This window comes from Mesorhizobium sp. WSM4935 (assembly GCF_029625735.1).
GTDB lineage: Bacteria > Pseudomonadota > Alphaproteobacteria > Rhizobiales > Rhizobiaceae > Mesorhizobium.
Genome location: NZ_JARTVR010000002.1, coordinates 590,727 through 609,617, shown reverse-complemented (window position 1 = coordinate 609,617; position 18,891 = coordinate 590,727). Strand labels below are relative to the sequence as shown.

The window sequence follows — 18,891 nt, the reverse complement described above, 5'->3', positions numbered from 1 at the left end:
GGCTGCATCCGGGACCTCGAAAAGGAGGGGGCGCCCGCAAGGCGCCCCCTTTTCTTTCGATGCCGACTTTCCTTGTTGTACAGAGCAGAGGCGCTTGCCGGTCCTCTGTTTACGCAATTCCGGGTGGAAGGCCACGGCGAAGGCGCCGAGCCCAACCGCTGCACGCTTCCTGGAATTGCTCGTCAAATCTCCTGCTTCACGCCATCTTTCGAAGGCATCAGGTCGACGCCGTTGAGCTTGCCGATATGGGTGGCGAGCATCGGCACATATTGCTCGGCGGGACCGGTGGCAAAGGCCGTGGCGAAGGAATTCTTGGTGGCGTTGCCCAGAGGGTTGGCGATGCCGGCGGCGCCCGCCATCGATTCCAGATAGGTCAGGTCCTTGAAGGCATTGGCGATGGTGAACTTGTGCGCGTCGCGGTCGCCCTCCAGCGTCCAGCGCATGAAGGTCTGGTAGAAGCCGCAATCCATGCGGCCGTTGCGGATGACGCTGTCGAAGCGCTGCGGCGAAATGCCGACCTTCTCAGCCAGTGCCAGAGCCTCAGAATAGATCGCCGCGTAGCCGAGCGAGACGAAGTTGTTGAGCAGCTTCATGCGATGGCCATCGCCGGTGTCGCCGATGTGGACAATGCGGCCGGCCCAGGTATCGAGCACCGGTTTCAGCCTGGCGAACACCGCGTCCGGCGCGCCGACCATGGCGTCGAGCGTGCCTTCCCAGGCCTCCTTCGGCGTGCGGCTGAGCGGGGCGTCGACATAGTCGACGCCGAGCGGCTTGAGCTCGGCGGCCAGGGCCACCGTGGAGACCGGATCGGAGGTCGAGCAGTCGACGACGACCGAGCCTTGCTTCAAGCCCTCCTTCAGCCCGCTGGGGCCGCGGATGATCGCTTCCACCTCGCGGGAGCCGGTGACGCAGATGAAGACGATGTCGGATGCCGCGGCCACTTCCCTGGAGGTGGCCGCTTCCCTGGCGCCGCGTCCCAAGAGGTCTTCCGCCGGCTTGCGGTTCTTGCGGCCAAGGAAGGTGAGCGGATAACCCTTGTCGACGATGTTCTTGGCTATGCCGTGCCCCATCAGGCCTAGGCCGATGAAACCGATGTTCTCGCGGGCAGCGGTGGTGCTCATGTCGTCTCTTCCCTGTCTTTCGTGGTGATGGGCGCCCGCGGCGCGGCGGGCAGCTGTCGAGAAGGTTTCCGCGGATCGCGGGTGGCGGGCGATTGCAGAATACCATATTGTCTGACAATACACATAATTCCCGAGCCTTGTGGAGAGCAAAATGACGAAGCGGATCATGTTCACCGGCGGCAGCGGCAAGGCCGGCCGGCATGTCGTTCAGTATCTGGTCGAACATGGCTGCCAGGTGCTCAACATCGACACCAAGCCGCTCGACAATCCGAAGGTGCGCACGCTGATCACCGACATCACCGACAGCGGGCAGGTGTTCAACGCGCTGTCGAGCTATATGGGTCTGCACGAATTCGACCCGTCGCTGAGGGCACAGCCGGTCGATGCCGTGGTGAATTTCGCCGCTATCCCGCGCATCATGATCACGCCGGACAACGAAGTGTTCCGCATCAACGCGATGGGCACCTACAATGTCATCGAGGCGGCGGTGAAGCTCGGCATCCGCAAGGTGATCATCGCTTCCAGCGAGACGACCTACGGTCTGGTTTTCGCCAACGAGCCGCGCAATCCGACGCATTTCCCGCTCGACGAGGACTATGACGTCGATCCGATGGACTCCTACGCGCTGTCGAAGATCGTCAACGAAAAGACGGCGCGGGCCTTCGCGCTGCGCAGTGGTTTCGACATCTATGCGCTGCGCATCGGCAACGTCATCGAGCCGCACGAATATTCGCTGTTCCCGAAATGGTTCGCCGATCCCGGCTTCCGCAAGCGCATCGCCTGGAGCTACATCGATGCGCGCGATCTCGGCCAGATCACCTTGCGCGCCATCGAGAAGGACGGCCTGGGCTACCAGGTGTTCAACGCGGCCAACGACGATACCTCGTCGGACCTGCCGACAGCGGAGTTGTTGAAGCGCTTTTATCCGGACGTGCCGGTCAAGGCCGAGCTCGGCGAATATGAGACGCTGCTTTCGAACCGCAAGGCGCGCGAGGTGCTTGGTTTCCGGCCCGAGCACAGCTGGCGCAAATACGTCAAAACCGCGTGAGGCGACGCCAAATGCTGGTTGAGCTGTGCACATCTCGGCAGGTTGCGGCAAAGCGGGCTTGCCGTGCTTGACAGGCTCTGAAAACGGGATTTTGTGGACCTATGCGGGACGCGAAGCCGAATAACGAAAAAAGGCCGACGAAGACGGCGGCCGCAGAGCGTCCGGCCGGCGTTCGCCGGTCCGACGCGCCTCGCATCCCCGGCGCCAGCGTGCATACCTCTTTGGCCAGCGAGATCGGGTTGCGCATCGTGCGCGGCGACTATCCGCCAGGCACCATTCTGCCCAATGAAGCGAAATGGTCGGAGACTTTCGACGTCAGCCGCTCCGCGGTGCGCGAGGCGATCAAGATGCTGATGGCCAAGAGCCTGCTGGCGTCACGGCCGAAGATCGGCAGTTGGGTCGAACCGAAGGAACGCTGGAACCTGCTCGACCGCGACGTGCTGTCCTGGTACGCGACGTCGCCGGACCGCGAGGTTTTCCTGAAGACGGTGCAGGAGTTCCGCCATATCATCGAGCCGGAGGCAACGGCCTTCGCGGCGATGCGGCGCACCGACGAGCAGATGGCCGAGATCAGCCAGGCCTGCCGCGAGATGCGCGAGGCCACCAATCTGCAGGAGCGAACCCGCGCCGACACGCGCTTCCACCTCGCCATCCTCAGGGCCTCGGGCAACGACCTCCTGGTTCCGCTTGGCGTGCTGATCGAATCCGCCTTCGATCATCTCTTCACCTATACGACGCGCGAGCTGGACGATCTGCAGCATGCCCAGAAGCTGCACGAGGCGATCGAGAGAAACATCCGCCTCAAGAGGCCGGATGCCGCGCGCAACGCGGTCCGCAAATTGCTGGCCAATACCGACGAAGTCATTCAATCGCGTTAGGGCCTGCCTGGCAGACCTAGTCCTGCTTCTCGCGGCCGAAGGCGACGCGCAGCTCGTCCTTCGCCTTTTCCAGCACTTTCTTGCGCTCTTCGGGCAGGTTCTTGCCGGCGCGGTTGATGTAGAAATTCAACATCGACATAGCGGATTGAAACGGCTCGGCCTTGCGCCGGTCGCTGTGCTCGGCCGACCGCTTCAGCGAGGCGGCTATCTTCTTGGCGTCGTCGGATTCGAAGACGTGCTCCTCAAGATCGAGCGCATCGCTGTGCTCGGTCACGTCGGCCGACCATTTCTTTTTGGCGGTCATGGTGAACTCCTTCCTGGAGCGCTTCAGCGTTTCACGGAAAAGGCCGAACCGCTCTATCGCTTTGTTTCACGCAATTCCGGACGGACACTTTTCCTGGAATTGCTCTCAGGCAAACTCCAAGCGGTGAGGCGGGTTCCGGTTCTGGAGCCACGGATTTGCCCGTCGTGGCGCTGCTCGGCTCGGAAAATGGGCCGATAGTGCGTTCAAACACGCGATCTCGAAGAAATCGCGGACAGGAGACGCCGTGACGACACTTCCAGGAAACGCGGCAAGCAAAGCCGGCATAGACAGTTTCTATGCATGGATGCGGCTCGGCATCTCCTTGCTGCTGGCGACGATCGGCGGCGTCGGCACCTGGGCGGTGGTCGTGGTCCTGCCTGCCGTGCAGGCCGAATTCGGCATCGATCGCGCCGGCGCCTCCATGCCCTATACGGCGACCATGGTAGGCTTCGCCGCCGGCAATGCGCTGATCGGACGCGCCATAGATCGTTTTGGATACTGGATACCGGCGCTCGCCGCTTCGCTCGCGCTTGGCGCGGGGTTTCTGCTGGCATCGCTCGCCAATTCGATCCTGGGCGTCACGCTTGCTCAAGGCTTGCTGATCGGCGTCGGCTGTTCGGCGATCTTCGGGCCGCTGATCGCAGACGTCTCGCACTGGTTCGATCGCCGCCGTGGGGTCGCGGTGACGGTGGCGGCATCGGGCAATTACATTGCCGGAGCGATCTGGCCGACGATCATGCCTTATGTGATGGAAGGCCATGGCTGGCGTTTCACCTATGCGCTGATCGGGGTCCTCTGCATCGTCACCATGGTGCCGCTGGTCCTGTTGTTGCGCCGGCGCGCGCCGCATGAGGGGATTTCCGGCGCGCCTCGGGCGCGGCCGGTGCAGCCGATCTCGCTGTCGCCCTCGCAATTGCAGGTCCTGCTGGTGATCGCGGGCTTTGGCTGCTGCATGGCTATGTCGATGCCGCAAGTGCATATCGTCGCCTATTGCATGGATCTCGGCTACGGCGTCGCGCGCGGCGCCGACATGCTGTCGATCATGCTGGCGGCCGGCGTCGTCAGCCGGATAGGCTCCGGCTTCCTCGCCGACCGCATCGGCGCGGTGAAGACGCTGCTGATCGGTTCGGCGCTGCAGTGCCTGTCGCTGCTCTTCTACATTCCCTTCGACGGGCTTGCCTCGCTCTATATCGTTTCGCTGGTCTTCGGCCTGTCGCAAGGCGGCATCGTGCCCTGCTATGCCATCATCGTGCGCGACTATATGCCGGCGAGGGAAGCCGGCCAGCGCGTCGGCATCGTCCTGATGGCGACGATCTTCGGCATGGCGGTGGGCGGCTGGATGTCGGGCTGGATCTACGACCTCACCGGCTCCTATGCCGCCGCGTTCCTGAACGGAATCGGCTGGAACCTCGTCAACCTCGCGGCCATCATGCTCTTGATGTGGAAAGCCAACCGCAGCGCCGCCGCGATCGCCTGACGGGCCTTGGGCGCCGACATCGGCTTGCTTGACAACGGCTGACGCATGCGCGACGCCAATCGGCAATGCTGACTTGGTGAGCTGACTGGTGGCGCGATGACACGGATGCCGATCCGGACATTGCGGTCGTGTGTCGAGGGCGGGGGGACAAGGCGTTGACCAGGCCGCGCTCCCGCCGCGGCGGCGGACGTCCGACCATTGCCGATGTGGCGCGCAAGGCCGGTGTCGGCGCGATCACCGTGTCGCGGGCTCTGCGCGAGCCCGGGCGGGTGTCGGAGGACCTTCGCCGGCAGATACTGGCCGCGGTCGACGAACTCGGCTACGTGCCCGACCCGAACGCCCGCGCGCTTGCTTCGGCGCGTGCCGAAGTGTTCGGCGTGCTGGTGCCGTCGCTCACCAACAACGTCTTCGCCGAAGTGGTGCGCGGCATCTATGACAGCCTTTCCGACAGTCCATTCCGCATCCAGATCGGCAATACCCACTATTCGGGCCTGGAAGAAGAGCGGTTGCTGCAGGTCTTCGGATCGCAACGCCCGGCGGCACTCATCGTGGCCGGCATCGACCAGACGCCCAGCGCGCGGCGACTGCTGGAGAATGCCGGCTGCCCGGTGGTGCAGGTGATGGAGACCGGGCCGGATCCGGTCGACATGATGGTCGGCTTTTCGCATTTCGATGGCGGCAGGACGGCCGCCGAGCACCTCCTTGAAGCCGGATACCGCAAGATCGGCTTCATCGGCGCCAGGATGGATCCGCGATCGCAGCGGCGCCTTGCCGGCTATCGCGCCGCCATGGAGGCCGCCGGCCTGTTCGATCCGCGGCTGATTACCACAACGCCGGTGCCGTCAAGCGTGAGCCTCGGGCGCGAGCTGTTCCGCGACGCGCTGGCCAAGATGCCGACGCTGGACGGCGTGTTCTGCAACAATGACGATATCGCGCTCGGCGTTCTGTTCGAATGCCATCGCGCTTCCATCGATGTGCCCAAGCAGATCGGCATTGCCGGCTTCAACGATCTCGACATGATGCAGGTGTCGTTTCCTTCGATCACCAGCGTGCGGACGCATCGCTACGAGATCGGCACGCGCGCCGTCGCCATGGCGCTTGCGGCAATCGCCGGAAACCGGCCGGAACAACGGATCGTCGACCTCGGTTTTGAGCTCATGCCGCGCGAGAGCACCGCGCGTTGAAGAGCCCCGGAAAAATGTCTAAGCCGGCGCTTTACACCCAATCATGGTAGCGCTACCATTTGTCTGTAAAATCAACATTCGGCGGAGATCCGAGGCTGTTTATTATACATAAGCAACAGCCGTTGCTTGTTTATTATGTATAATATGATAGTTTTCTAAACTGCCGAGGAGGTGAGGGAGGAGGATCGGGGCGACGCGGCTCCCCGGTGGGCGTGTGCGGTTGGGCAGAGGGTGCCGACCGGCAGCGCCAGGAGTGATTACAAGCAGAAACTGCAACTGGGAGGAATATCGATGATCAAGTCACTGGTTGGCGGCGTCATTGCCGCCACTGCATTCGTCATGCTGGGTTCATCGGCGATCGCCGGACCTGAAGTGGTCAAGGGACCCGCGGCAGAACCGGACTGCTTTGTCCCCTGGACAGCCGATACGCAGTTTTTCAAATATCCGAAGAAAGAGGGTCCTTACCGCATCGCGCTTGCCAACGGCTACATCGCCAACACCTGGCGCATTCAGATGATCCAGACGGCCAAGGCCTATGCGGCGCAACCGGATGTCGCCAAGAAGCTCAAGGAATTCAAGGTCGTGTCGACTGGCGAGGACGTGCCGGCGCAGATTTCGGCGATCAACAACTTCATCGATTCCGGCTTTGACGCGATCGTGGTCAACGCACAGAATCCGACAGCGTTCGGGCCGGTCATCAAGCGCGCCAAGGAAGCCGGCGTCGTGCTCGTCGCGTTCGACAACATCCTCGACACCAAGGATGCCATCAACGTCAATGTCGACCAGAAGGGCCTTGGCGAGCTCTGGGGCAAGTGGCTGGTCTCCCATGTGCCGAATGGCGGCAAGGTGCTGGAGGTACGCGGCGTTGCCGGGACCTCGGTCGACACCGATCGCCACAACGGTATCCATGAGGTGCTGGATGCTTCCGGCAAGAAGTGGAACGTCACCGAGGTGGTCGGCAAGTGGGATGACGGCGTGGCGCAGAAGGCCACGGCCGATGCGATCGCCACCAGCGGGCCATTTGACGGTATCACCGGGCAGGGCGGCGACACCGGGATCGTGCAGGCGATGATCGACGCCAAGCATCCGTTCGTGCCGTTCGGCGGCGAGACGGAAAACGGCTTCCGCAAATTCTGTGCCGCGCATGCGGCCGACGGGCTGAAATGCTCGTCCGCCGGTACCGGCCCGGCCCAAGTTGCGGTCGCCATCAAGACGGCGATTGCCGCGCTCGAAGGCAATGTCGTGCCACAGTCGATAAAGCTGCCTTTGGCTATCGTCGAGGATCCGAACTTCAAGGCAGGGCAGGATTTCTTCCCCGACCAGTCCGACAATTTCTTCGTCGGCAATTCCTTCCCGACCTGCGGCATCAATTTCACCGCGCAGGAAATCATGGGCCAGACCAAGGAAAACAAATAGTCTGACCGGACGGTGCCGCGGCGAGCTCGCGGTACCGTCCTCCTGTTCTCAACTCGAAACGGCCGGGGAGGGCCAATGGACGGCGCGGCTCCGCTCTTCCGCATGGAAGGCATCTCCAAGCGTTATGGCGGCGTGCGAGCCCTTGAAAAGGCCGACCTGACGGTCACCGCGGGCGGCATCCACGCTATTCTGGGCGAGAACGGCGCCGGCAAATCGACGCTGATCAAGGTCATGGCCGGCGTCGTGGCGCCCGACGAAGGCACGATGACGCTCGACGGCCGCGAAGTGAGCTTCGCCTCGCCGGCTGCGGCCAACCAGGCCGGAATCGTCTGCATCTTTCAGGAATTGTCGCTCATCCCGGAATTAAGCGTCGCTGACAACATCGTCATTTCCGATCCACCGAAGCGCTTCGGCATGATCGACCGAAGGGCGCAGCGGCGCATCGCGGAAGAGGCGCTGGCACGCGCCGGCGCCTCCGACATCCACCCTCGCGCGCTCGTCAAGGACCTGCCGCTGTCGCGCCGGCAGATGGTGGAGATCGCCAAGGCGCTGGCTCGCAAGCCGCGCATCCTGATCCTCGACGAAGCGACTTCGGCGCTGACGGCGGCGGACGTCGCCAAGGTCTTCGAGGTATTGAAGCGGCTGCGCTCGGAAGGACTGGCGCTGCTCTATATCTCGCACCGCATGAACGAGATCGCCGAACTTGCCGACCATTGCACGGTGTTCCGCAACGGCCGCAATGTCGCGAGCTACCCGGCGGGCTCGAAGAGCGACAATGAGGTGGTCGAGCTGATGATCGGCCGCGAATACAGCCACATCTTCCCGCCGAAACCCGTTGGTGTCTCGGCCGCCACGCCGGTGCTCGAAGCGCGTAATCTCTCCTGGGCCGACCGGCTGGACAATATTTCGCTGACCGTCAGGGCCGGCGAAGTCGTCGGCCTGGGCGGTCTCGACGGGCAGGGTCAGCGCGAATTGCTGCTGGCCTTTTTCGGCGTGCTGCGCGGTCTGCGCGGCGAGGTGCTGATCGACGGCAAGCCGGTTTCGATCGCCAGCCCGACCGCAGCCAGCCACGGTCGCATCGGAATGGCGCTGATCCCCGAGGATCGCAAGACCGAGGGGCTGATGCTGCCGATGACGGTGCGCGAAAACCTCTCCTTCGCAGCCCTCGACCGGCTGGCCAAGGGCGGCATCATAGACCGTGCCGCGGAGCAGCGCCTGATCGACGACATGGTCGGGCTGCTGGCGATCAAGACGGCGGGGCTCGACATTCCCGTCGGCGCGCTCTCGGGCGGAAACCAGCAGAAGGTGGTCATCGCCAAATGGCTGATGCGGCAACCGCGCATCATCCTGCTCAACGATCCGACGCGCGGCATCGATGTCGGCACCAAGCAGGAGCTCTATCAGCTGATGCGCAAGCTGGCGGATGCGGGAGCCGCGATCCTGTTTTATTCGACCGACTACGACGAGTTGATCGGCTGCTGCGACCGCGTGCTGGTGCTCTATGACGGCGCGGTCAAGCGCGAGCTGGTCGGCGATGGGATCACCGAGCACGCGCTGATTGCCAGCGCGCTCAACATCCACGGGGACAACTCCCGCATCGACTTAGGAGCGAAGGTGTGAAGGACTGGCGCTACTTGTTGGCCGAGCAGCGCGGAACGCTTTTGGCCTTCGGCATCTTCATCGTCATGTTCGCCATCTACAGCGCGAACCATCCGGCGGGCTTCACCCCCAATGTCGTGCAGACGGCCGCCAACAAGGGCGTGTTGCTTGCCTTCGTCGCCATGGCACAGACGTTGGTGGTGATCACCGCCGGCATCGATCTGTCGGTCGGCATGATCTTTACGCTCACCAACTGCATGGCTTCATGGCTGGTGATCGGCACCGGCCTGGAGACGGCGTTTGGGGTGTTGGCGGTGCTTGGCACCGGACTGCTCTGCGGGGCGGCCAACGGCGCCATCGTTATTTATGGCAGGCTGCAGCCGATAGTCGCCACCATCGCCACGGGCGCCGTCTTTTTCGGTCTGGCGCTGCTTTTGCGTCCGGTTCCCGGCGGCTCGGTCAACGAGGACCTCGCGGATTTCCTGACCGGACGTTTCTTCGGCTTGGTGCCGGCGAGCCTCGTGGCGCTGCTCGTCGTCGTGCTCGTCGTCTGGGTGCCGTTCAGCCGTTCCGAACTCGGGCGCGCCGCTTATGCGGCGGGCTCTTCAGAGACGGCGGCTTACATGTCGGGCGTGCCGATCCGCAGGGGCAAGTTTCTGGCATACACGCTTGCCGGCCTGCTTGCGGCCATCGGCGGCCTGTTCCTCACCTTCTTCACTTATACCGGCGAGGCGGCCTATGCGAGCGGCAATTCCTACACGCTGTTCTCGATCGCGGCGGTCGTGCTCGGCGGCGTTTCGCTGTTCGGCGGCAAGGGCAGCGCCATCGGCGCGATCTTCGGCGCGCTCGCCTTCCGCACCATCGGCGATCTGTTGTTCGTCTTCGACTTCGATCCGCTCTGGCAGCCGCTGTTCCAGGGCGTTATCCTGCTGATCGCGGTCAGCCTCGGCGCTTTCGCGCTGTTTCGGGTGCGCAACCGGTTGGAGTGGTTCCTGTGAGCGAGACGACGCTTGGCGGCATCGCCAACCGCATGCCCAAGTTTCTGCGACGCGCTGATCCGGCGGTGCTCACGGCATTTGCCTGCATCGTCATCCTGCTTTTGCTCGGCAGCCTCTATTCGCGCAGCTTTCTTTCGCCGGAATATCTGCTGCAGCAGCTGAAGGTCGCGTCCTTCCTCGGCGTCATCGCCACCGGCATGATGCTGGTCATCCTGCTCGGCCAGATCGATCTGTCCGTGCCATGGTCAGTGGCTACAGGCGCCATGATGGCCTGCGCGGCCGCCGCCTATGGCCCGGCCGGCGTTGCCGTGGCCATCCCTTTTGGGGTGCTGTGCGGCGTGGCGATCGGCATCGTCAACGGCATCGGCGTCGCCTATCTGCGCATCCCCTCGATGATCATCACTTTGGCCACCAATGCCGTCGCGCAAGGGTTGATGGTGGTCTATACGGGCGGCTTCTCGCCGCAGGATTCGGCGACCGCCGCGATGCGATACCTGGCGACCGGCTTCACCATTCCGGGCGTTCCCAACGCCGTCATCATCTGGGCGCTGATCGGCGCCGCGACGGTCTTTGTTTTAACCCGCACCAGCTTCGGCCGCGCCGTCTACGGTATCGGCAACCGTGAGCGCGCCGCCTATCTTTCCGGTATCGACACGCGCCGCGTCGTGATGATCGCCTTCGCCGTCTCCGGCGGGCTGTCGGCCTTTGGCGGCGTGCTGCTGGCGGGCTATGCGTCGAAGGCGGCCCAATCCATGGGTGATGCCTATCTGCTGCCCTCGATCGCCGCGGTGGTGCTTGGCGGCACTTCGATCCTCGGCGGGCGCGGCTCCTATCTCGGCACGGTGGCCGGCGTGATCCTGATCACGCTCTTGCAGTCCATCCTCTCGGTCATGCAGATGCCCGAGGCGGGACGGCAGATCATTTACGGCGTCGTGATCGTCGCCATGCTTCTGCTCTATGGACGCGCGCCGGCGAGCCGCTGACCGTGGATGAGGCGAGCGCAAGACCGCAGATCCCGGAGCTCCGCATGAACCATCTTCGGACGGTGCCGGCCATCGTCGTGATGGGTGTCGCCGGTTGCGGCAAAACGGCCGTGGGCGAGGCGCTCGCCACGGCGCTTGGCGCCGACTTCATCGAAGGAGACCGGCTGCATCCGCCGGAGAACGTATCACGCATGTCACGTGGCGAGCCGCTGACCGATGCGCTGCGCGAGGGCTGGCTCGACGCCATAGGCGAGCGCATCGCAACCTCCGTTGCCGATGGACGAAAGGCAGTGGCGGCGTGCTCGGCGCTCAAGCGAGCCTATCGTGACCGGCTGAGCCGCTTTTGTCCCGGTATGGTTTTCCTCTATCTCAAGGTCGATCGCGAGACCGCCTGGCGCCGGGTCGCCAACCGCAAGGGCCATTTCATGCCCACAAGCCTCGTCGACAGCCAGTTCGCCACGCTGGAAGAGCCTTCCGCGGACGAACGGGCGGTGATGGTCGACGGAACGCGAAGTGTCGCAGGGATCGTGAAAGAAGTCATCGGCCGGGGTCAGTGATTTCCGCCATACGCACCGGACAGGGGCTTCAGGCGCCCTCATTGCCGATCGCGGCCTCGGTTGGCCGCTCGGTCAGCCGCACGGCGCTCGACCAGGCCATCATCTGCTCCGGACAGAGTTTGAGCGTTTCCAGCATCTGGTCACGCTTCGATAGGATAAATCCCGCCTGAAGGACGAGGTTCTTCCCTGTCGTGTCCTTGGAAGGCGATGTAGGCGCCTCCGGATTCGCGCTCAACTCGCTAAGGATCGCCCGATACTGGCGAAAAGGGACCGTCTCGATCGTCGCCATATGAAACAGCGCCGCACCCGCGCGCGCGGCGAAGTTTGCCGGCGCCGAGGCGAGGTGGGTCCAGCCGCGCTCGCCCATGGCGACCTCGGTGAAGGCGGAGCCGGCATAGATGGTGTTGGTCATCAGCACCACGCCGTTTGCTTTCAGCACCTTCTGGATGCGCGTGGTGACCTGATAGGCGTCGGTGCGCTCAAAGACGATCCGGCTCTTCAGGAACCGGTTCTCGACCTTGACCAGCGGCGGGTTGATCACGCGGAAGCCGAATTGGCTCGGGGTGAAGCCGTGATACTGGGCGCTCACCTGATGGGTATCGACGCCGGCCTCGTGCAAGGCGCGCTTGCCCATGATCGTCTGCGACGTGAACTGATCGCACCATATGATGGCGCCGCGCCCGTTGCGCAGGGCTTGTCGCAGGGCCCCGAGGCCTTCGAGCCGGATCGCCGGCGACCAGCGCCAGTCGGCGACGAGATGCGCCGCAAGCGTCAGCCGCCGGCGGTGAATGGCGGCGAGCTGCGCCTTGAACATCTCTCGCGTGTCGACGGCGTTGCCGAGCACGGCCCTGACCGCGACGTCGTAGCGGGCGAAGTCCTTGCGAAAGTGGCGCTTGCGCCGAAGCCTGGACACCCAGCCGCAGATGGGGCTCCACCAGGAGACCGGCAGGATCGCCGCGACGCCGAGATAGAAACAGGACAGCAGGCTCTCCCGCAGGTCCCGATTGGTGAAACGGCGCAGTTTTCCGGGGCGGATAACCTTGCGAGTGAAGAAGCGAACGGACTCGTCGCGCTCCGGCACCGGCACGTCGGCGGTGATCTCGGTGTGATAGATGTCGTTCGACGTTGGCTGCCGGCTGGCCCTGCGGGAATTGCCAAGCCAAGGCAGCCTCATGCGTCAGAGCCCTGTTCCACTCTTTGTGATGGAGCATGATCTTGCCCGAAACCGGTTACCACTTCGGGACCATGCTCTGCCGCTTTACTGCGTCCGCAGTGGACTGGCAACCAAGAGCGACAAGTCGGGGCCGGGGCTTATCGTCTGGCGCAATTGTGGGCGGAAGCTTGGCGAAGCGGTCGAGCCTGGCCGCCGCGCTTTTCCACGATCTGCCTCAAATCTGAGACGTGAGCTCCGCCGGGAAATCGTCGTTGTCGGCATCGCGCATGGCAGCGAGGCTGCGGTTGTCCAGCACCTCGGCGATCGCCTGGCGCACTTCCAGCATCATGTGGCGGACCTGGCAGGTGGCCTCGTCGCAATCCTCGCAGCGCTGGTATTGCGTGCGGCTGGCGCAAGGGATCGGCGCCAGCGGGCCGTCGAGCACGCGCACGACATGGCCGATCTTGATCTCGGAAGCGGGGCGAGCGAGGCGGTAGCCGCCTTCCTTGCCCTTGCGGCTCTGGACGAAACCGGCATTGCGCAGCTCACCCAGGATCGCATCAAGGAATTTCTTCGGGATGTTGTTGGCCACCGCAATGTCGTTGACAAATGCAAGCTGGCCAGCCGGCAGGCCGGAAAGATGCACAAGGGCCTTGAGGCCGTATTTGCCTTTTTTGGTCAGCATGCCCGATTCAATTCATCAAACCCCAATGCGCCTGCATCTGGCGGTTGTTTGTGTGCAAATCATGACAGTTGACCGCCTGGCCTAACAATTTGCCCGGCAACTTAGGCACAAACGCGTTGATTCTTCGTAACGTTTTTCACGTTGGATGCCGGATTTCCCCTGCGAAGTGCCGGCCGGCCCAAATGAGGAAACCGGCTAAAGCCGGCTTTCCTGCGCTTCCTGATTGTACGGCGGCTCAGCGGCTGCCGTAGGCCTGATCGAGCAGTCCGCCGGCGGCGAAATGCTCCTTCTGCACCTTGTCCCAGCCACCGAAGATTTCCTCGACGGTCAGTAGCCGGACGTCCGGGAAGTCGGCCTTGTGCTTGGCGGCCACCGTAGCGTCGCGAACCCGCAAGCCGTTCTCGGCGGCGATCTCCTGGCCGTCCGGCGTGTAGAGGAAGTCGAGGTAGGTTTTGGCGAGATCGCGGCTGCCATGCTCGTCGGCTACCTTGTCGACGATCGCCACCGGGAACTCGGCGAGCAGACTGACCGAAGGCGTGACCTGCTCGAATTTGTCGTCGCCATACTCCTTGCGGATGCCGCGCGTCTCCGACTCGAAGGTGATCAGCACGTCGCCAATTTCGCGCTGGACGAAAGTCGTGGTGGCGGCTCGCCCGCCGGTGTCGAAGATCGGCACGTTGTTGAAGAGCTTGTTGATGAACTCCTTCACCTTGGCGTCGTCGCCCTTGAAGGCTTCCTTAGCGTAGGCCGTTGCGGCGAGATAGGTATAGCGCGCATTGCCCGACGTCTTCGGATTCGGGAAGATCACCTGCACGTCGTCACGCACCAGGTCGTTCCAGTCCTTGATGTGCTTGGGATTGCCCGCGCGGACAAGGAACGAAGGCAAGGAATAGAAGGGCGAGGCGTTGTCAGGGAAATCCTTCTGCCAGTCGGCTGAGACAAGGCCCTTCTTGACCAGGAAGTCGACGTCGGTGACCTGGTTGAAGGTGACGACATCGGCGCCAAGACCTTCGGCGATGGCGCGCGCCTGCGCCGAGGTGCCGGCATGCGACTGATCGATCGTGATGCCGGGGTGCTTGACAATGAAGGCCTTGTTGATGTCGGCGAACAGCTCGCGGCCGACGTCATAGGATGCATTCAAGAGCTTGTCGGCCGACCAGGCTTGGGAGGACGCGAGGGCGAGAACGGCAACAGCCGCGATGCCGAGCAATAGACCCTTCATGAAAGCAGGCTCCTTGGAAATGGATCGAAGCTATGGCGCGACCATAGTCGGGAAAGGCTGGCGCGACGAGGCACGCGCTCAGAGCGGCGAGCGAGGGTTTGGAAAATATCTCGCCGAAACAGCTCTTTGCTAGGATTTTCTTCCAAGCAGATTCATGGATAACGCCAGGCCTGGGCGCTGGAGGGCATGAAGTTAATTCACGACTTGGGAAAAAGCTTCCAGCGTCGCGGCCTGAAAGCCACGCGGCTCTTCTGCGCGGCGGGATGGTCGACGGGCAGCTCGATCTCGACGCGCTGGCGCTCGCCGCCGACCTCGAGCTCGACGCGCCTGGTGCCGGCGACGCGGCGGCTGGCGGCAACCGTGCCGGCGATGCAGCCGCTGCAGCCGTCGAGCAGGTCGACATCGTGCGGACGGAAATAGAGAACCGCCTCGCCGGACGGCGCATGCGGCGCGTGCAGGCCGATCGGCCGGTCGGCGATCCAGACCTCACCGTTCTCGACCTTGACCGGCAGCGAGCTCGACTCGCCGATGAAGGAGTAGACGAAGGGCGAGTTCGGCGTGTCGTAGATATCGTCAGCGGTGCCGACCTGCTCGATGCGGCCCTGGCTCATGACGACGACGCGGTCGGCGAGCTCCAGCGCTTCCTCCTGGTCATGCGTAACGAAAACCGTCGTGTGGCCGGTGCGGTCATGGATCTCGCGCAGCCAGCGGCGCAGCTCACGGCGAACCTGGGCGTCGAGCGCGCCGAAGGGCTCGTCGAGCAGAAGCACCTTGGGCTCGATCGCCATGGCTCGCGCCAGAGCCACGCGCTGGCGCTGGCCGCCGGAAAGCTGCGCCGGATAGCGCTTTTCCAGGCCCGACAGTTGGACGAGGTCGAGCAATTCGAGCGCCCGGCGGCGGATTTCCTGCCCCGACGGTCTTGCGGCGCCGTGCCGGACCTTCAGGCCGAAGCCGATATTGTCGGCAACCGTCATGTGGCGGAACAGCGCGTAATGCTGGAAGACGAAGCCGACATTGCGCTCCTGGATCGACTTCTGCGAAGCGTCCTCGTCGCCGAAGAAGATCGCGCCCTTGGTCGGCCGCTCGAGCCCGGCGATCAGGCGAAGCAGCGTCGTCTTGCCGGAGCCGGACGGCCCGAGCAGCGCGATCAGCTCGCCGGACCTGATGTCGAGCGACACGTCATGGAGCGCCGGAAACCGCTCGAACTCCTTGCGCACATTGACGACGCGAACTTCCATACAGATCCCTCAGTTCTTTGATGCATATCATTATCCCAAAACCGCTACGCATTTTTGGGTGACATGCACCTAGTGTCCGCGTGTCGCGGCGATCTCGGCGCCGTAGCGCATCTCGAGAAGCGTTTTCAAGACCAGCGTCACCAGCGCCAGGCCGGCGAGCAGCGAAGCGACGGCAAAGGCGCCGACGGCGTTGTACTCATTGTAGAGGATCTCGACATGCAGCGGCATGGTGTTGGTGAGGCCGCGTATGTGGCCCGACACCACCGATACCGCGCCGAACTCGCCCATGGCTCGCGCATTACACAGAAGCACGCCGTAGAGCAGTCCCCATTTGACGTTGGGCAGCGTCACATACCAGAAGGCCTGCCAGCCGCTGGCGCCCAGCGACAGTGCCGCCTCTTCGTCACCATTGCCCTGTTCCTGCATCAGCGGGATCAGCTCGCGCGCGACGAAGGGGAAGGTGACGAAAATGGTGGCCAGCACGATGCCGGGCACGGCGAAGAGGATGACGATGCCATGCGCCTTCAGCCAGGCGCCGAGCAATCCCTGCGCGCCGAAGAGCAGCACATAGACCAGGCCGGAAATGACCGGCGAGACCGAGAAGGGCAGGTCGATGAGCGTCGTCAGAAACGCCTTGCCCTTGAACTCGAACTTGGCGATCGCCCAGGCGGCCGAGATGCCGAAGATGACGTTGAGCGGCACCGAGATCGCCGCCACAAGCAAGGTCAGGCGGATGGCGGAGCGCGTGTCGGGGCCGGAAAGGGCTTCGGTATAGGCGCCGATGCCTTTGGCAAGCGCTTCGTGGAAGACGACGATCAGCGGCAGAAGCAGGAAGACGGCGAGGAAGGCAAGGGCGATTGCCATCAGCACGGCCTTGACGGGCCGGCTTTCGGTCACCGCGGCCGACTGGCTCTCGTGGAGCGGCTCGTAGGATTTGATCTCGGGATCAGCCATAGCGCTTGCGGCTCCATGTCTGGACGAGATTGACGACCAGAAGCATCAGGAAGGACAGCGCCAGCATGATCGCGGCGATCGCGGTCGCCGCCTCGTAATTGTATTCCTCGAGCCGGATCACGATCAGAAGCGGCGCGATCTCCGACTTGAAGGGCAGGTTGCCGGCGATGAAGATAACCGAGCCGTATTCGCCGACGCCGCGCGCGAAGGCGAGCGAGAAGCCGGTGATGATCGCCGGCGCCAGGCCCGGGAAAAGCACGCGGGTGATGATCTGGAAACGGCTGGCGCCGAGCGTGGCGGCTGCTTCCTCGACCTCCTTGTCGAGCTCTTCCATGATCGGCTGGACGGTGCGCACGACGAAGGGCAGGCCGATGAACACCAGCGCGATGACGATGCCGAGCGGCGTGTAGGCGACCTTGATGCCGAGCGGCATCAGCAACTGGCCGATCCAGCCATTCGGAGCATAGAGCGTGGTGAGCGCGATGCCGGCGACGGCCGTGGGCAGGGCGAAAGGCAGGTCGACCATCGCGTCGGCGATGCGGCGGCCGGGGAAACGGTAACGGACCAGCACCCAGGCGACGACGGTGCCGAACACGACGTTGACGGCCGCCGCCAGGAAGGCGGTGCCGAAGCTTATCTTCAGCGCGTTGAGGGTGCGCCGGTCGACTGCGATCGCCCAGAAATCGGCCCAGCCGAGCGCGGCCGAACGCCAGACCAGCCCGGAAAGCGGGATGAGGATGATGAGCGTGAGGTAGGCAAGCGAGAAGCCGAGCGTCAATCCGAAGCCCGGAATGACACTCGGCTGCCTGAATCGCCACCCCGCCTTGGCGGGTGCTGTGGTCATGCTGTTCTGGATCGTCCTTCTATTCAAACCGGAATGGCTTTGCCAGTCGCATTCGGCCGGCATGCCCGAGGCTCACCGGCTGTCCGGCCTCACTGCGCCGGCTTGTAGATCTGGTCGAATATACCACCGTCGCCGAAATGGTAAGGCTGGGCTTTCTTCCAGCCGCCGAATTGCGGGTCGTCGATGGTGACCAGCTTGATTGCCGGGAGTTTGGCAAGGTCCTCGGCCGGCACCAGGTCGGGCTTGGCCGGGCGATAGTGGTTCTTGGCGATGATGGTCTGGGCTTCCTTGGAATAGAGCCAGCTCAGATAGGCCTCAGCGACCTTGCGCGTGCCCTTGGCATCGACATTGGCGTCGACGACCGCGACCGGCGGCTCCGCCAGGATCGACGTCGGCGGATAGACGATGTCGAAATTGTCCGCGCCGAATTCGTCGAGCGCGAGATAGGCTTCATTCTCCCAGGCTATCAGCACATCGCCCAGGCCCTTCTGCGCGAAGGTCACCGTCGAGCCGCGCGCGCCGGTATCGAGGACCGGGACGTTCGCATAAAGCTTGCCGACGAACTCCTTGGTCTTGGCTTCGTCGTTGCCGTCATTGGCGTTCGCATAGGCCCAGGCGGCGAGATAGTTCCAACGCGCGCCGCCGGACGTCTTCGGGTTCGGGGTGATGACCTGGACGCGGTCCTTGACCAGGTCGCTCCAGTCGTGGATGCCCTTGGGATTGCCCTTGCGCACCAGGAAGATGATGGTCGAGGTGTAAGGTGCCGAGTTGTTCTCGAATTTCGTGCGCCAGTCCGGGTTGATCTTCTTCGTCTTCGAGACGATGGCGTTGATGTCGCCTTCGAGCGCCAGCGTCACGACGTCGGCATCCAGGCCGTCGATCACTGCCCGGGCCTGTGCGCCGGATCCGCCATGCGACTGCTGGATGGTCACAGTTTCGCCTGTCTCCGCCTTCCAGTGCGCGGCAAAGGCCTCGTCATAGGCTTTATAGAGTTCACGTGTCGGGTCGTAGGACACATTCAGAATGGTCGTATCGGCAAATGCGAAACCGAGCGTGCCGAACTGGACTGATGTGGCGACCAGGGCGCCGAGCAGTTTCCTGAAATGAGGTTTGGTCATTCCCGCCTCCGTTGAACTGCACGAACTCTACCGAGTTTATAGAATTTAGATGCATTGAATGTTGCCTTTTTCACCTCCTCGAAGCAATTTTTCGCCGTGATTGGGCCGAAAG

18 protein-coding genes are annotated in these 18,891 nt (G+C 63.4%); 9 read left to right on the top strand and 9 right to left on the bottom strand.

The features are described from left to right. Window positions 1-182: 182 nt before the first annotated feature. A complete protein-coding gene (locus tag P9273_RS07120; RefSeq protein ID WP_278048243.1) occupies window positions 183-1,289 on the bottom strand; it encodes an NAD(P)-dependent oxidoreductase in 1,107 nt (368 codons plus the stop codon). Between P9273_RS07120 and P9273_RS07115 the strand changes: the two genes are divergently transcribed. Together P9273_RS07115 and P9273_RS07110 are read left to right on the top strand one after the other, a co-directional pair. Further along, window positions 1,273-2,169, top strand: coding sequence for an NAD-dependent epimerase/dehydratase family protein (locus P9273_RS07115; RefSeq protein ID WP_278048242.1), 897 nt, complete (start codon window positions 1,273-1,275; stop codon window positions 2,167-2,169). The two genes, P9273_RS07120 and P9273_RS07115, sit on opposite strands and share 17 nt — an antisense overlap. A gap of 101 nt (window positions 2,170-2,270) precedes the next feature. After that, window positions 2,271-3,047: a FadR/GntR family transcriptional regulator gene (locus P9273_RS07110; RefSeq protein ID WP_278048241.1), complete on the top strand. Its 777-nt coding sequence runs from the start codon at window positions 2,271-2,273 to the stop codon at window positions 3,045-3,047. A gap of 16 nt (window positions 3,048-3,063) precedes the next feature. Here the strand turns inward: P9273_RS07110 and P9273_RS07105 are convergent, their stop codons facing one another. After that, a complete protein-coding gene (locus P9273_RS07105) occupies window positions 3,064-3,351 on the bottom strand; it encodes a DUF3175 domain-containing protein (protein ID WP_040996231.1) in 288 nt (95 codons plus the stop codon). Between the two features lie 304 nt (window positions 3,352-3,655). On the opposite strand from P9273_RS07105, the gene P9273_RS07100 reads away from it, so the two are divergent. From P9273_RS07100 to P9273_RS07070, 7 genes are all read left to right on the top strand, one after another. Further along, complete coding sequence (locus tag P9273_RS07100) at window positions 3,656-4,828, top strand: MFS transporter (protein WP_278048392.1); 1,173 nt, start codon at window positions 3,656-3,658, stop codon at window positions 4,826-4,828. A 155-nt stretch (window positions 4,829-4,983) separates the two neighbouring features. After that, a complete protein-coding gene (locus P9273_RS07095) occupies window positions 4,984-6,012 on the top strand; it encodes a LacI family DNA-binding transcriptional regulator (RefSeq protein ID WP_040995955.1) in 1,029 nt (342 codons plus the stop codon). Between the two features lie 291 nt (window positions 6,013-6,303). Further along, window positions 6,304-7,428, top strand: a complete 1,125-nt coding sequence (locus tag P9273_RS07090; RefSeq protein WP_040995953.1) for a sugar ABC transporter substrate-binding protein — start codon at window positions 6,304-6,306, stop codon at window positions 7,426-7,428. Between the two features lie 75 nt (window positions 7,429-7,503). Beyond that, entirely contained in the window at window positions 7,504-9,048 is a 1,545-nt protein-coding gene (locus tag P9273_RS07085; protein WP_278048240.1) for a sugar ABC transporter ATP-binding protein, read from the top strand. Continuing rightward, the gene (locus tag P9273_RS07080) at window positions 9,045-10,025 is read left to right on the top strand and encodes an ABC transporter permease (protein ID WP_278048239.1); all 981 of its coding nucleotides are present in this window, start codon (window positions 9,045-9,047) and stop codon (window positions 10,023-10,025) included. Before P9273_RS07085 ends, P9273_RS07080 begins: the two co-directional genes overlap by 4 nt. Continuing rightward, complete coding sequence (locus P9273_RS07075) at window positions 10,022-11,008, top strand: ABC transporter permease (RefSeq protein ID WP_040996228.1); 987 nt, start codon at window positions 10,022-10,024, stop codon at window positions 11,006-11,008. Before P9273_RS07080 ends, P9273_RS07075 begins: the two co-directional genes overlap by 4 nt. Before the next feature lie 44 nt (window positions 11,009-11,052). Further along, a complete protein-coding gene (locus P9273_RS07070; RefSeq protein ID WP_278048238.1) occupies window positions 11,053-11,565 on the top strand; it encodes a gluconokinase in 513 nt (170 codons plus the stop codon). 28 nt (window positions 11,566-11,593) lie between these two features. Here the strand turns inward: P9273_RS07070 and P9273_RS07065 are convergent, their stop codons facing one another. From P9273_RS07065 to P9273_RS07035, 7 genes are all read right to left on the bottom strand, one after another. Next, window positions 11,594-12,739 (bottom strand): hypothetical protein, encoded by a 1,146-nt coding sequence (locus P9273_RS07065; RefSeq protein ID WP_278048237.1) that lies wholly within the window; start codon window positions 12,737-12,739, stop codon window positions 11,594-11,596. A gap of 214 nt (window positions 12,740-12,953) precedes the next feature. Next, a complete protein-coding gene (locus P9273_RS07060) occupies window positions 12,954-13,403 on the bottom strand; it encodes an RrF2 family transcriptional regulator (protein WP_040984137.1) in 450 nt (149 codons plus the stop codon). Between the two features lie 235 nt (window positions 13,404-13,638). Next, the gene (locus P9273_RS07055) at window positions 13,639-14,625 is read right to left on the bottom strand and encodes a sulfate ABC transporter substrate-binding protein (RefSeq protein WP_278048236.1); all 987 of its coding nucleotides are present in this window, start codon (window positions 14,623-14,625) and stop codon (window positions 13,639-13,641) included. Window positions 14,626-14,822: 197 nt separating this feature from the next. Next, window positions 14,823-15,863: a sulfate/molybdate ABC transporter ATP-binding protein gene (locus tag P9273_RS07050; protein ID WP_278048235.1), complete on the bottom strand. Its 1,041-nt coding sequence runs from the start codon at window positions 15,861-15,863 to the stop codon at window positions 14,823-14,825. A gap of 69 nt (window positions 15,864-15,932) precedes the next feature. Further along, on the bottom strand, window positions 15,933-16,817 hold the full coding sequence (gene cysW, locus P9273_RS07045; RefSeq protein WP_278048234.1) for a sulfate ABC transporter permease subunit CysW: 885 nt from the start codon (window positions 16,815-16,817) through the stop codon (window positions 15,933-15,935). Next, window positions 16,810-17,661, bottom strand: a complete 852-nt coding sequence (gene cysT, locus P9273_RS07040) for a sulfate ABC transporter permease subunit CysT (protein ID WP_278048233.1) — start codon at window positions 17,659-17,661, stop codon at window positions 16,810-16,812. Before cysT ends, cysW begins: the two co-directional genes overlap by 8 nt. 89 nt (window positions 17,662-17,750) lie before the next feature. Next, window positions 17,751-18,779, bottom strand: coding sequence for a sulfate ABC transporter substrate-binding protein (locus P9273_RS07035; protein WP_278048232.1), 1,029 nt, complete (start codon window positions 18,777-18,779; stop codon window positions 17,751-17,753). Window positions 18,780-18,891: the final 112 nt, after the last annotated feature.

Excerpts from the sequence above, each read along its gene's own strand:
- P9273_RS07115 (WP_278048242.1), top strand. The coding sequence starts at position 1,273 with ATGACGAAGCGGATCATGTTCACCGGCGGCAGCGGCAAGGCCGGCCGG.
- P9273_RS07120 (WP_278048243.1), bottom strand. The coding sequence starts at position 1,289 with ATGATCCGCTTCGTCATTTTGCTCTCCACAAGGCTCGGGAATTATGTG.
- P9273_RS07110 (WP_278048241.1), top strand. The coding sequence starts at position 2,271 with ATGCGGGACGCGAAGCCGAATAACGAAAAAAGGCCGACGAAGACGGCG.
- P9273_RS07105 (WP_040996231.1), bottom strand. The coding sequence starts at position 3,351 with ATGACCGCCAAAAAGAAATGGTCGGCCGACGTGACCGAGCACAGCGAT.
- P9273_RS07100 (WP_278048392.1), top strand. The coding sequence starts at position 3,656 with ATGCGGCTCGGCATCTCCTTGCTGCTGGCGACGATCGGCGGCGTCGGC.
- P9273_RS07090 (WP_040995953.1), top strand. The coding sequence starts at position 6,304 with ATGATCAAGTCACTGGTTGGCGGCGTCATTGCCGCCACTGCATTCGTC.
- P9273_RS07085 (WP_278048240.1), top strand. The coding sequence starts at position 7,504 with ATGGACGGCGCGGCTCCGCTCTTCCGCATGGAAGGCATCTCCAAGCGT.
- P9273_RS07070 (WP_278048238.1), top strand. The coding sequence starts at position 11,053 with ATGAACCATCTTCGGACGGTGCCGGCCATCGTCGTGATGGGTGTCGCC.
- P9273_RS07065 (WP_278048237.1), bottom strand. The coding sequence starts at position 12,739 with ATGAGGCTGCCTTGGCTTGGCAATTCCCGCAGGGCCAGCCGGCAGCCA.
- P9273_RS07060 (WP_040984137.1), bottom strand. The coding sequence starts at position 13,403 with ATGCTGACCAAAAAAGGCAAATACGGCCTCAAGGCCCTTGTGCATCTT.
- P9273_RS07055 (WP_278048236.1), bottom strand. The coding sequence starts at position 14,625 with ATGAAGGGTCTATTGCTCGGCATCGCGGCTGTTGCCGTTCTCGCCCTC.
- P9273_RS07050 (WP_278048235.1), bottom strand. The coding sequence starts at position 15,863 with ATGGAAGTTCGCGTCGTCAATGTGCGCAAGGAGTTCGAGCGGTTTCCG.
- cysW (WP_278048234.1), bottom strand. The coding sequence starts at position 16,817 with ATGGCTGATCCCGAGATCAAATCCTACGAGCCGCTCCACGAGAGCCAG.
- cysT (WP_278048233.1), bottom strand. The coding sequence starts at position 17,661 with ATGACCACAGCACCCGCCAAGGCGGGGTGGCGATTCAGGCAGCCGAGT.
- P9273_RS07035 (WP_278048232.1), bottom strand. The coding sequence starts at position 18,779 with ATGACCAAACCTCATTTCAGGAAACTGCTCGGCGCCCTGGTCGCCACA.